Origin of the sequence: Paramylibacter ulvae (genome assembly GCF_014652655.1) — a bacterium.
GTDB classification, from domain to species: domain Bacteria; phylum Pseudomonadota; class Alphaproteobacteria; order Rhodobacterales; family Rhodobacteraceae; genus Amylibacter; species Amylibacter ulvae.
Genome location: NZ_BMZF01000002.1, coordinates 320,432 through 333,122 on the forward strand (window position 1 = coordinate 320,432; position 12,691 = coordinate 333,122).

Sequence of the window (12,691 nt, forward strand, 5' to 3'; positions counted from 1 at the left end):
AAATGTTGAGCCAGATCCATTTCTGTTCTCATCATGAAAGATTAATAAATTGCTGCATGAAACGTTAACTGCTCCGCGGCTTGTTGTGCCTGTTTCGCGTGATGTAAATATCTTTCATCTTGCGGCGATCATGTGGCGGGCAAAGGCGTTTTTGATTGCGCTTGGCTTGATTGCGGGGATAGTTTCCGCGGCATATTTTACTTATCTTTCAGCAAACTGGTATCGAGCGAAATCTGCAATTGTTATTTCGCTTGGTCAAAATGATGGCGGAGACCCTGTGGCAAATGGCACGAATACGTCATTGGAATATGCGGCGAACACACAGGTGGCGGTGCTGACGTCGCGCGATTTACTGTCTGAATTGGCCACGCGTTCGAATGCGCAAACATTTGCAGAATATTCAAATGTTGAAGATCCCGAACAAATCATTGATAAATTGGCGCGCAACATAAGCGTCAGAAACATCCGCCATTCCTATATCATAGAGATTTCGGCGACGGCACGCGACGCCACTAATGCCATCAATTTGGCAAACCAACTTGTCGAAATCTACACCGAACGCCAAATCGCACATCATTTTTCAGTGGCTGAAAACCGCATGGAACATTTGTCGCAACGTGTCACAGAGAGCAAAAAACGACTAAGCATTTCTCAGGAAAATTTGCGTGCATTTAAGCAAACTACGCATGCGTCATTACCCCAAGAATTGGACCGATTATATCTTCAAATGACACAGACGCGTCAACGGATTGCACAAATTACACAGGCTTCTGGAGAATTTGAAATTGTGAATTTCAAAGGGTTCCCAGATCAAGCCGACACCGTGCTCAATGCGAAAACTGCAACTGATACGGATTTGGGTGAACCGTTGCGTTTGAAACTTAAGAACATCAATTCAGCGCTAAACACGGCTTTGAGCAAGGATCAAATACGCAGCAAACACCAACGCGATGCTCTGGTTTTTGCGCAAACTCAATTGGCGCAAAAAATCAAAGACTACGCAGCGGATTTGGTAAACTTGCAAGAATTGAACCGACAGGTAGCGACAAATACACTGTTACACGATCAGGCTTTGTTGCAGTTTAGACAGGTTTCAGATGCACAAACTCAAGGATTGAGCGAGAGCCGCATTTTATCCATTGCTAACCACGGTGCCAAAATTGGTTACGGTACAGTTGTGAAAACGGGTATCGCCGTGTTCTTTGCGCTGCTTATAGGGGCATTTTGCGTTGCGACCCGTGATGCCTATTATTGGCAAAAACAACAGCAAACAGCCTAGCATTCAATCACGCGCAATTTTTTGCCTGACGATTTAACTTTCTCTTTTAGAGATGCTATTGTTATAACCAACAAAAGTTCGCGTTAAGTGAAGGGGCAGTCAGGTGGGCAGAGCCAGCAAATTTCAACATCGTTTGCGATGTATTTCAACGTTGATGTTAACGGTCAGCGCATCCGCCATTTCGGCCCAGTCCCTGTCATTTGGACCATCAATGAACATGTTTGGCACGTCAGGCTTGATCGATATGCCATCGGCAGAGAGCCAACCAGATGCGGATTTTTCCACGACGATTTCCAGTTTCGCTGGGTCAGTTCGCGGTACATTCACGTTTCAAGTGACCCCGCGCCTGTCAGGAACATTTCGATACACAAAGATTGATAACTGGGTGTTTGACAACGAAACCTACGATCGTAGTTTTGATTTTCAGTATCGTTTGCTCGATGAGACCAAATACCGCCCAGCACTTGCCATTGGTTTGCGTGATTTCATGGGCACAGGAATTTATTCTGGTCAATATATTGTCGCCACAAAAAACATTACACCCAAGCTCAAGGTAACGGGTGGTGTCGGTTGGGGACGCTTTTCCAACAGCAATGATATCCAAGTCTATCGCGAAGGAAACTTGGGCGGCAAGCCATCCGTCGACGATTGGTTCAGCGGCCCCGCGGGATTTTTTGGCGGCGTTGAATGGCAAACACCCGTGAAGGGATTGCGTGCAAAGGTTGAATATTCATCCGATAAATATGCGATTGAAAACACGCTTGATCGCGATGAAAATTTCCCAAACCGGCGCTCTGAAATTACCTTTGATCGCAAGTCGCCGTTGAATTTCGGTTTGGAATATTCACGCAATGATTCATATAGTGTCGGGCTTTATTACATGTACGGGTCCGAACTTGGGCTGCGGTTTACCACATCACTCAATCCAAAAACGGGTGGTCGTGGTGTTCGGGATCGTGCACCGTTGCCAATAACCCCACGCGCCCGCCCTGTGGATCGTTCAACAGATTGGCAAACCGTTGACAATATCAACGCAAAGGGTCGTAAACAGCTAAACACTTTGTTGAACAAAGAAGGTTTGGTTGTTGAATCATTGGCTCTAAGTGCAAATCGTGCTGAATTGCGTGTGCGTAACAATCGTTACCTTACCACTGCTCAGGCGTATGGGCGCGCCGCGCGTGCAATGGCATTTGTCATGCCCGATTCCGTGGATACGTTTGTTATCACGCCCGTTGAACAGGGCCTGCCAGTTGCCTCGATGACGATCAATCGCGGTCAACTGGAAAAATTTGAAAATGACCCAAATGGCATCGTCAAAAGCGCAAGCGCGTTTGATTTGAGTGATGCGCAAAAGCTGCCAGCAAATGGTGAACTTGATCCAGAACTCTATCCCGATTTCACATGGTCACTTGCACCATATGTTTCGATCAAGGTTTTCGATTCTGACGATCCATTTGCGGTGACAGGTGGATTACGTTTGCGTGGGGATTTGGACATATCACCAGGTTTTTCGATCAGTGGTTCGGTATCCAAAAAGCTTATCAAAAATGATTTTGAACCTTCCCCAAGTGAAAGCAACCTGCCAGCGGTGCGCACGGATGTCGGTCAATATAACCGCCATGGCGATCCCGCGTTGGATCGTTTGACCGCGGACTATTTGTTTAAAATATCCCCTGCGGTATATGGCCGTGTTTCGGCGGGTTATTTGGAAAAAATGTACGGGGGTGTTTCGGCGGAGGTGCTGTATAAACCTGTTGAACAAAACTGGGGATTGGGCGCTGAAATCAATTATGTCAAACAGCGTGATTTTGATATGCGATTGGGCTTTCGCGACTATTCCGTTGTGACGGGGCATGTGTCTGGATATCTGGATATGAAAAATGGTTTTGCTTTGCAATTGGATGCAGGGCGCTATTTGGCGGGTGATGTTGGCGCAACGTTTTCTGTGGATCGCACGTTTGATAACGGCTGGAAAATCGGCGCCTATGCAACGCTTACTGATGTGCCCGCCGAAGATTTTGGCGAAGGCAGCTTTGACAAAGGTGTGCGAATGGAAATTCCGCTTGCATGGGCAGTCGGTACATCAAGCAAGAAAACTGTGAATAACACGCTGACATCATTAACGCGGGATGGTGGTGCACGACTTAATGTGGAGAACCGATTGTATCCGATTGTGAAGGACTATCACACGAATGCGGTATCTGGTTCTTGGGGAAGGTTTTGGCGATGAAACGAATTGGCCTGTTAATTGGGGTCGCCATTGCAATAAGTCTTGGCGCGTGTAGCAGCAAAAACAATGTTGCTGGTGGTGGATTGATGAGCGACACCGCGAAAAAAATGATCGCCGCGCGAAAGGCGAAACGTTCAGGTGTTAAACCAAAACCGCTTAGCCGTGCAAGCATTGCAAATGTAGATCAAAGCATCGCACAGATTTCTGTACCCAGAGCGGGCGTGAAATCATTGTTTACCATGGTGTCACAAAACGGTTCAAACCGTACTTTTTTGAACAAAGGTGGTAAAACGTTTACGATTAGAAATAATAAACTAGTCGCGACGCGCGGGTTGGAATTTGATTTGATGGCGATGGGGTCCAGTGGTTCAAATGATCGAACCTATCGGTATCTAACGCCAGAAAATCATCTCGCTCAAATCCAATTCAGATGTGAATTTGAAGGGCAAACAAGCGAAACAATCACGATCGTAGAGAAAAGCTATACTCTAGCGCGTGTAGAAGAAGTCTGCAAAAGCCCAACACACGCTTTTAAAAATCGATATTGGATCAGCCAAGCATCTGGTAAGGTTTGGAAATCTGAGCAATGGATCGGGCCGCAAATGGGGCATGCGATCATCGAGATTTTGAATAACTAGCCAAAGAAAAGATGTTTCTACATCTTGCCTCTTTTTTTGGGCGGCAACATACCCTATCTTTAACCCATGGGAGGTGGCAGAGTTAGATTTTCTGTTGCCGAAATTAATAACCTGCTTTGCAAACAAGGAGCAATTTCATGGGCAAAAGAGACGATTTGATCGCGGTATACGCAGACGATTTGAAAAACAAATGTGGCATGTCACCAGATATGGATCTGTTGACCAAAGTAACCATCGGTTGCGGACCAGCTATTTACAACAATGACGCATCAACTGTTGCGGCAACACAAGCAGCCGAACTTGAAACAGTGAAAAACAATTTCCTGATTAAAAAATTGGGCTTGGCTGACAGCCCGGCATTGATGGATGCAATCAATCAAGCAATGGACACATATGGCCGTTCAGAGCGTTCAAAATATCGCGCAGTTGTCTATTACATGCTGACAAAACATTTTGGCAAAGAATCCGTTTACGGTTGATTTGATCAAAACTATTCGATTCTAAAGGGGTGCATTCGCGCCCCTTTTTTATTTAAGACAATGGTTAAGAAATTGAATTGTCATAATTTATTCGCAAACAAAATTTGTAATGCCCAAGTATTTCGGCCTATATTCCAATTCAAGAAATTGGTGAGGCTCCATTTTGGGGCGTGGGGTAAGGGGCGTTCCGACACGGGTCGCCCCTTTTCTTTTGCATTGAACTTTTGTTGCAAAAGGTGTTCCTTGCAGCCTTAAATTGGACGGATTAGATGCGGTTTTTACGTTGGTTAAACGGAGTGATGTTTTCCCTGTGCTTGTTGTGGAGCATGGTGATCGCTGGTTTGATTTATCTTCCAAATTCGCCGCTGCCCGATATGTGGAACCCAACAACCCCGTTTGATCCAACGGCACAGTTTTCTGCGTTTTCGAATATCAAACTAAATAGGGTTCTTAAAAACCCCACACAATGTGGTGTGCTTTTGGCGCAAATGGGTGCGAATTTTCAATCCTTATCTGATCGTGTGGAAACCAATGATTGCAACATTACAAACCGCGTTGTGATGCGCGGAGCTGGACAATCTGTCATCGCGCCGTTGGAAACGAAATGCGAAATTGCGTTGCGATTGGCGCTATGGGAACGCCATGCGCTACAATCCGCCGCTTTTGAACTTTTGGGTCAATCGGTGGCGCGTGTAGAACATTTTGCCAGTTTTTCATGCCGCCCAATACGTACAACAAATGGCCAGCGCCGCCGTATGAGCGAACATGCAACCGCTAACGCGGTTGATATTGCAGGGTTTGTATTGGCAGACGGACAGAAAATTTCAGTTTTGTCGGATTGGGATGATCAATCTGAAAAGGGTGAATTTCTGCGTACAATTCGTGATGGTGCCTGTGATTGGTTCAAAGTCACGCTAAGCCCAGATTACAACGCCCTGCACAAAGATCATTTTCATTTTGATCAGGGTCGTTGGAACAGTTGTCGTTAAAACAACCCCAATACAAACCCCATAATGGCGCTGCCAAATGTGATGTAACCAGCGTCAATTGCGATTAATTTTCTGGGGCGCATCCCAAATGAATAACAGGTCGCGAGCCACGGGGATGCCAAAAACAATCCGATACCAAGCCCGCTAACCAACCCCTTGGCGCCGGTATCAATGCCGCTACTTGCAAAAATGTGGCGCATCATGCCCGCCACCAATATGGCGCTGATAAATGCGATTATATATGGCGCAGGGCTTGCGCCCGCCTTGACCTGTTCTTCGCTGATACCCGAAGCTGCCATCCAAGGTTTAGCAAGGCTCATGTACCAGATTGCACCAAACCCAAAACTTGCAGCGGCGGCGATAATGACGGCGATGAATTGCATAATTTCCTCCCTGTTTGTGGAAATTATGCAAGGGTGAGGGTGAAAAATCTAGCGTTTTGTGGTATTGCGAGGTTGGTTAATTTTCGGCCTTCAACGGGCGCGACATCAGTGATGTAAGGGCGCTTGGAACATCCATCTGTCCATCCAAGATATCCGCAACTGTTTGTGCAATGGGCATCTCAACATTGAATTGTTCCGCCAATTTCAAACACGCCTTTGCAGTTGCTACGCCTTCGTATGTTTTGCCGGTGGAAAATGCGCCAGTCTGGCCAAGCGTATAGCCAAACGAAAAATTGCGTGATTGTTTTGATGTACAGGTTAACACCAAATCACCAAATCCAGATAGTCCAGACAGTGTTTCGATTTTCGCTCCCATCGCTAGACCAAGCCGTGAGGTTTCCGCAAATCCGCGTGTCATCAATGCGGCCTGCGCGCTCTGGCCAAGGCCGCTACCCGCGACAATGCCACAGGCAATTGCCAATACGTTCTTCAACGCACCACCCAATTGTGCACCGCGCATATCGTTGGACAGATATAATCGCAAACTGGGGGTCGATAACATTTCTTGTAATCGTTCGCCGAGTGTTGGGTCATCGGCAGCAATGGTTAGCGCAGTGGGTTTTCCACTTGCGATTTCGCCTGCAAACCCGGGGCCCGTGATCACAGCTAATTGGTGGTTAGGTAACCGTTCGGCGCCGATTTCTGTTTGTAATTTTCCGCTATCTGTTTCGATCCCTTTGGCGCAAAAAATAATGGGACAGGTGATTTTGTCAAAATTAGTTTGCGTCAATAAACCGCGCAATTGTTGCGCTGGTACGACCATCAAAATCGCATCCATATCGGACAGTCGCGTAAAATCGGATGTGGGCAACAATCCGTTTGGCAATGGCAAATCGGGCAGATAATCCGCATTCACACCCGATTGCGCCATGGCGTCCATTTTGGTCTGATCGCGCCCCCAAAGGGTGACGTGATTGCCGTCATTTGCGAAAACATATGCCATTGCCGTACCAAACGCACCCGCGCCGATAACCCCAATGTTATTCATGCCTTGGCTCCCTTTTTCCCTGACCCAAGCATTGGTGCTGCTGCTTTATCCAACGGCCATCGCGGACGCGCTGAAAGTGTCATATCGTCAATGCGACCAGCGTTGAATTGTTCCAAACCGGCCCATGCGATCATCGCGGCATTGTCGGTGCAATATTTCATCGGTGGCGCAAGGAATTTGAACCCAGCATTATGTGCCGCCTGTTCCAGTTTGCCACGAATAACGCCATTCGCCGCAACACCGCCAGCAACAGCAATGACAGGTGTTTTTGTTCCACATAATTCCAAAAACGCCAAACACGCACGGCGAGTTTTTTCGGCCAATGTATCGGCGGCGGCCATTTGAAAACTGGCGCATAGGTCGGATCTGTCTTGTTCGCTGATCCCACCTTTTTCGGAAACGATTTGATCACGCGCACGGCGTAATGCGGTTTTTAATCCCGAAAACGACATGTCACATCCTGCACGATCCAACAGCGGGCGGGGGAATTTGAAGCGGGCGGGATCACCCACGGCCGCGGCCTTTTCCACCAATGGTCCGCCAGGATATCCAAGCGCCAGAAGCTTGGCTGTTTTATCGAATGCTTCACCCGGTGCATCATCAATTGTGCCACCTAGTCGGGTGAATTTTTCCGCGCTATGGACGGCCAAAAATTGGCAATGTCCACCGCTAACCAATAACATCAAATAGGGATAGGCAACGCCATCCGTCATGCGCGGGGTTAATGCATGGCCTGCCAAATGATTCACGCCGATCAACGGTTTGTTTAGCCCCGCTGCCAATCCTTTGGCGCACATCACGCCGCTGATGACACCACCGATTAAACCTGGTCCCGCGGTAACCGCGATTGCGTCAATGTCGGATAATGATACATTGGCCTCGGAAATGGCCATTTCAACACAGAGATCCAATCGTTCGGCATGTGCGCGTGCGGCAATTTCGGGAACGACACCACCAAATGCAGCGTGCAAGTCTTCTTGGCCTGAAACAACGGATGACAAGATTTCGCCCTTGCCGTCTTGGTGTTGTAACACGGCGGCGGCGGTATCGTCACAGCTGCTTTCGATCCCAAGGATTGTGATATTCTGTTCCATTGCCAATCGGCCCATTGCATGTTCATATTCACCAACTGGGTATCATCCCAGAACGCCCCATTCAATGCAAAGCAACCATGCCACAGCCAAAACCAATTTTGATCATGACACGCCCCAGCGGACAGGCGCGTGATTTCGTCGATTCGCTTCGTCGAAATTGCGATGATGTGACGGTGCATTACGCGCCGCTTGTTGAAATTGAATTTTTACCGATCAAACTACCCGCTCCAAAGAATCGCATTTTTGCGTTTACCTCAGCAAATGGCGTGGATGCCTATTTGCGCAACCATCGCCCCGTGGGCAATCACGCATATTGTGTAAATGACGCAACCGCAGCCCGCGCACGGGCAGCAGGTTTTTTCGTGACCCAAGGATCGGGTGATGGGGCCGCATTGGCGGGTATGATAACCGAAGGCCCCGTGGTTTACATTCATGGCGAACAGATATCGTTTGATTTGGGCGAAAATTTAGATCGTCGCGGGATTGAATGCGAAACATTCGCTGCATATCGGCAAATTAGTTTGGATTTGGATCAGATATGTACGAAAATAATCCAAACAGAACAATGTGTTATACCTGTTTTTTCGACCAATAGTGCACAGGTGTTACACAGTCAGTTACGCCATATTCAACCGCGCCATTTGATTTTGCCATGTATCAGCAATCAAGTCGCACAAATATTCGATGATATGTCGTACATTCAAATTGAAGTCGCCTCAAAGCCAAACCGCGCAGGGATGTTAACGGTTGTGTCAGGCGCATATACCGCAGGTAAATAACGTAATCTTTGCTTGTCGACTCATAGAATTCCCTGCAAACCTTTTATAGGGGATGAAAGCGCCCTATATTAAGGGAACAGGCGATCAAGGGGATATCGAGCGTGGCGAATGAAGATACCAAACCAACGAACAAAATAGCGGATGAAACCGCCGCGAAAACATCTGTTGAAGAAACCCCAATCGTAGAGCCTGAGGTTCTGGAAACATCACACGACGACGCAGCGTCCGAATTCGAAGAAGACCATCACGATGATACCGAAGACATGGCGCACGGTTCGTCGTTGTCGTCGATGGTGTTGACGGGTTTGGTGTTGTTGACACTTGGTGGTGGTATTGCGCTTTGGGGTGGTCCAAAAATTGCACCTCATTTGCCCGCTGGTTTGTCGCCTGTCGCACAATTTTTGGCACCGGGACAATCGGGTGCAACACAACAAATCACAGAATTGCGTGGCGAGTTGGATACGAAATTCGCCGATCTTGCCAATGCGAATGATACGCAAGCCGCAATTGACGCAGCCCTCGCGGCATATGATTCCAAAAACGCTGCCACGATTCAGGAGTTTGAAGATAAACTGGCTGCTGCTGACAGCGCAAATATTGAATCGCGCTTGTCATCCATTGAAACCCGTATGGAAGGCGTGGCCGCACAGCTTTCAACATTGACGGATCAATTGGCCGATGTCGATTTGAATGGCGGCACAGTTGATGATGCTACAGCCGCCAAAATCGCTGGCTACGCCGCGACAATCGAAGGTTTAAAAGCAGAGCTTAACGATGTGTCATCGAAACAAGGTTCGCTTAGCCAAAAAATTGACGAGGTTTCTGTAACCTCTGAACGCAAGGTTCAAGAAGCGGAAACCAAAATCGCGGCTGTCACAGAAACCGCAAATGCACGCGTGGCAAATGCCGAAGTAAAGAAAGCGATTAGCGATCTGTCAGGCGCAATTGAATCGGGTGCTGGTTTTGAAACCGTTCTGGTACATTTGGGAAATAATGGTGTGGAAATACCCCAAGCACTGTCAAATGTTGCACAATCTGGCGTGATGCCAATGGCACAGTTGAAATCAGATTTCTCTCCTGCTGCGCACGCCGCACTCAAGGCATCAATTGCATCTGAACAAGCGGAAGGTGTGGGCGGCAAGATTTCTTCGTTTTTCAAATCCCAAGTCACCGTGCGGTCATTAACACCCAAGGCTGGCAATGGCACCGATGCGATATTGTCGCGTGTACAGGGTGCATTGGACGAAAACGATTTGGCCATGGCGCTGACGGAATTGGCAACGCTCAATGATGGTGCAAAATCAGCGATGTCCGACTGGATTGGAAATGCGACCGCGCGTGTTGATGCTCAATCAGCATTGCAATCAATTTCCGCGTCATTTGACAGTTAATCGAAAAGGAATTTTTTATGCTTTGGTCTCTTGTTAAAATCATCCTTTTCGTTGTTGTCATTGCGGCCATCACGTTTGGCGCAGGCCAAGTGATTGACACGGGCGGATCCGTGAACATTCAATTTGGCGACCAAGAAATCAGCATTTCACCAATGCAGGCGGTTTTGGCGATTGTGTTGTTTATTGCCGCATTGTGGGTCACCGAATTTTTGGTGGGTTTGGCAATTTCTATCTTTAAATTTTTTAACGGGGATGAAACCGCGATCACGCGTTATTTTGGCCGTAACAAAGAAAAACGCGGGTTTGATGCGTTGACCGATGGCATGGTTGCAATGGCCGCAGGCGAAGGACGCACCGCAATCAAACAGATCGCGACCGCTGAACGGTATTTGGATAAACCCGAGCTTACAAATTTGATCAGCGCCCAAGCCGCCGAATTGAACGGCGATACAGATCGTGCGATGAAATACTACAAACAATTGTTGGATAATGATCGCACGCGTTTTGTCGGTGTGCATGGCATTATGAAACAAAAACTGGCGGATGGTGATACGGATACCGCGCTAAAGCTAGCGGAAAAGGCATTCGCGCTGCGCCCCAATCATGGGGCGACATTGCAAACCTTGTTTGATTTGCAAACGGAAAAATCCCAATGGCAAGGCGCACAAAAAACCATCGAGGCAAAGGTTCGCACGAACAACCTGCCCAAGGATGTCGGCAAGCGCCGCGAGGCGGTGGTTGCACTTGCCGATGCGCGCCAAATGCTGGATGCGGGCGATATTGAGGCTGGCAAAAATGCGGCGCTCTATGCGAATAAACTGTCACCTGCATTGGTTCCTGCTGCGGTGCTGGCATCTGAAATGTATATGTTGGACAACAACAAACGCGCCGCCACGGCCGTGTTGAAAAAGGCATGGGGGGCAAATCCGCACCCTGATCTTGCTGCCGCATTGGCAGAAGTTGCACCAGACGAAACACCGGGCGCGCGATTGAAACGTTTTGGCGTATTGACGAAACAGCACCCCGACAGCAGTGAAACAAAATTGCTAAAGGCTGAACTTGCACTTGCGGACGAAGATTTTCCCGCAGCACGCCGCGCGGCGCGTGAATTGGCACAGGACGAGCCCACCACACGTTCGTTAACCATCATGGCAGCCATTGAAAAAGGCGAGGGTGCATCGGAACAGGTCGTGCGCGGTTGGTTGAACAAGGCATTGGATGCCCCGCGCGGTGCACAATGGGTCTGTGGAAATTGTTCAAACATACACGCAGCATGGACACCACGATGCGAAAACTGTGCCGGTTTTGATACCTTGGCATGGAAGGTTCCCCCAACCAGCGCCGATTTGCAAAGCAGCACCGCAATGCTCGGCTTTACCGCTGGTATGTTAACGGGAGAGACCGAAAAACAGCCAGATGTTGACGTTCAAGAGGCCGAGATTATCGCCCCTGATGAAACTGTATCGTCTAATTAGTCTGTTGCCAAATTTTGATGATCGCCTTGGCAATCATCAAATCCATATGCGCACCACCACCATTTTTAAATAGGGTGATTTCGCTGTCTGATTTACGTGCGAACTTGCCTGTGGAAATATCGTAATAATCGGCAATAATATCATCTGTGTTGATTGCACCATCCGCAATGGGGATTTTCAGCTCGCCAATATGATCAATCGTGGTTTCGCGCGAATCCACAAATATGTTTGCGCGGGTCAAAGCGTTATCATCGACCTCCCGCATATCGCCGCGATACGCACCGATCAAATCGATATGCTGCCCCGCCCGCAGCCATTCCCCCAACACCACGGGTGCGGTTGCCATGGTTGCACAGCTAACAATATCGGCATTGGCAACGGCCGTTTGCAAATCACTGACAGGTGTCAAATTGGCTTTTTGCGCCAATTTTTCGGCGCTCTCACCGCTACGGCTCCATACAGAAATCTGATCAAGGTCGAAAAACTCTTGGTATGCGGCAATCAGATTTTCCGCGACGGTACCTGCACCCACAACCAACAATCGTTTGCTGTCAGGGCGGGCCAACAGGCTCGCGCCTAACATACTATCTGCAACGGTTTTCCACTTTGTGACCAGTTTGAAATCGACCACTGCTTCAAGCGTGCCATTGTCGTCATTAAACACCAGCATTCCGCCATCCACTGATGGGTTGGATTTCGGGAAAATGGTGGCGGCTTTAACCGCTACACCCAGCCCATCGATCCACGCACTTCGGTTTAACAACGTATCGGCATCGCGACGGATAAAGACATCTTGAAGCTGTGCTTTGGGCAAAGCGTGACCCGCATGAATAGCATTTGCCATGTCTGTCCACGAAAGGACGCCGTTCATTTCTTCGAATGATATCAATGGTATATGTGCCATAA

12 protein-coding genes are annotated in these 12,691 nt (G+C 48.3%); 8 read left to right on the plus strand and 4 right to left on the minus strand.

From position 1 onward, the window contains the following. Positions 1 to 49: 49 nt before the first annotated feature. From IE094_RS06295 to IE094_RS06315, 5 genes are all read left to right on the plus strand, one after another. Positions 50 to 1,279 carry a Wzz/FepE/Etk N-terminal domain-containing protein gene (locus tag IE094_RS06295; RefSeq protein ID WP_189639731.1) on the plus strand — a complete coding sequence of 410 codons (1,230 nt, stop codon included), beginning with the start codon at positions 50 to 52 and terminating at the stop codon, positions 1,277 to 1,279. A gap of 154 nt (positions 1,280 to 1,433) precedes the next feature. Beyond that, positions 1,434 to 3,509: a YjbH domain-containing protein gene (locus IE094_RS06300; RefSeq protein ID WP_229802102.1), complete on the plus strand. Its 2,076-nt coding sequence runs from the start codon at positions 1,434 to 1,436 to the stop codon at positions 3,507 to 3,509. Continuing rightward, the gene (locus tag IE094_RS06305) at positions 3,506 to 4,147 is read left to right on the plus strand and encodes a YjbF family lipoprotein (RefSeq protein ID WP_189639733.1); all 642 of its coding nucleotides are present in this window, start codon (positions 3,506 to 3,508) and stop codon (positions 4,145 to 4,147) included. The genes IE094_RS06300 and IE094_RS06305 overlap by 4 nt, the downstream gene beginning before the upstream one ends. A gap of 137 nt (positions 4,148 to 4,284) precedes the next feature. Beyond that, positions 4,285 to 4,626 carry a DUF2853 family protein gene (locus IE094_RS06310; protein ID WP_189639734.1) on the plus strand — a complete coding sequence of 114 codons (342 nt, stop codon included), beginning with the start codon at positions 4,285 to 4,287 and terminating at the stop codon, positions 4,624 to 4,626. A 269-nt stretch (positions 4,627 to 4,895) separates the two neighbouring features. Further along, on the plus strand, positions 4,896 to 5,615 hold the full coding sequence (locus tag IE094_RS06315) for an extensin-like domain-containing protein (RefSeq protein ID WP_189639735.1): 720 nt from the start codon (positions 4,896 to 4,898) through the stop codon (positions 5,613 to 5,615). On the opposite strand, the gene IE094_RS06320 is transcribed toward IE094_RS06315, so the two are convergent. The 3 genes from IE094_RS06320 to tsaD all read right to left on the minus strand — a co-directional run bounded on the left by IE094_RS06320 (position 5,612) and on the right by tsaD (position 8,140). Beyond that, positions 5,612 to 5,998 (minus strand): DUF1761 domain-containing protein, encoded by a 387-nt coding sequence (locus tag IE094_RS06320; RefSeq protein WP_189639736.1) that lies wholly within the window; start codon positions 5,996 to 5,998, stop codon positions 5,612 to 5,614. The genes IE094_RS06315 and IE094_RS06320 overlap by 4 nt on opposite strands. A 76-nt stretch (positions 5,999 to 6,074) precedes the next feature. Continuing rightward, positions 6,075 to 7,046 (minus strand): NAD(P)H-dependent glycerol-3-phosphate dehydrogenase, encoded by a 972-nt coding sequence (locus IE094_RS06325; protein ID WP_189639737.1) that lies wholly within the window; start codon positions 7,044 to 7,046, stop codon positions 6,075 to 6,077. Further along, a complete protein-coding gene (gene tsaD, locus IE094_RS06330; RefSeq protein ID WP_189639738.1) occupies positions 7,043 to 8,140 on the minus strand; it encodes a tRNA (adenosine(37)-N6)-threonylcarbamoyltransferase complex transferase subunit TsaD in 1,098 nt (365 codons plus the stop codon). The genes IE094_RS06325 and tsaD overlap by 4 nt, the downstream gene beginning before the upstream one ends. Positions 8,141 to 8,217: 77 nt before the next feature. Between tsaD and IE094_RS06335 the strand changes: the two genes are divergently transcribed. The 3 genes from IE094_RS06335 (at position 8,218) to IE094_RS06345 (ending at position 11,785) form a co-directional block, all read left to right on the plus strand. Further along, positions 8,218 to 8,919 carry a uroporphyrinogen-III synthase gene (locus IE094_RS06335; RefSeq protein ID WP_189639739.1) on the plus strand — a complete coding sequence of 234 codons (702 nt, stop codon included), beginning with the start codon at positions 8,218 to 8,220 and terminating at the stop codon, positions 8,917 to 8,919. 101 nt (positions 8,920 to 9,020) lie between these two features. Then, positions 9,021 to 10,310, plus strand: a complete 1,290-nt coding sequence (locus IE094_RS06340) for a COG4223 family protein (protein ID WP_189639740.1) — start codon at positions 9,021 to 9,023, stop codon at positions 10,308 to 10,310. Between the two features lie 17 nt (positions 10,311 to 10,327). Next, on the plus strand, positions 10,328 to 11,785 hold the full coding sequence (locus tag IE094_RS06345) for a heme biosynthesis protein HemY (RefSeq protein ID WP_189639741.1): 1,458 nt from the start codon (positions 10,328 to 10,330) through the stop codon (positions 11,783 to 11,785). Here the strand turns inward: IE094_RS06345 and IE094_RS06350 are convergent. Next, positions 11,778 to 12,689 (minus strand): ornithine cyclodeaminase family protein, encoded by a 912-nt coding sequence (locus tag IE094_RS06350; RefSeq protein ID WP_189639742.1) that lies wholly within the window; start codon positions 12,687 to 12,689, stop codon positions 11,778 to 11,780. The two genes, IE094_RS06345 and IE094_RS06350, sit on opposite strands and share 8 nt — an antisense overlap. Between the last annotated feature and the right edge of the window lie 2 nt (positions 12,690 to 12,691).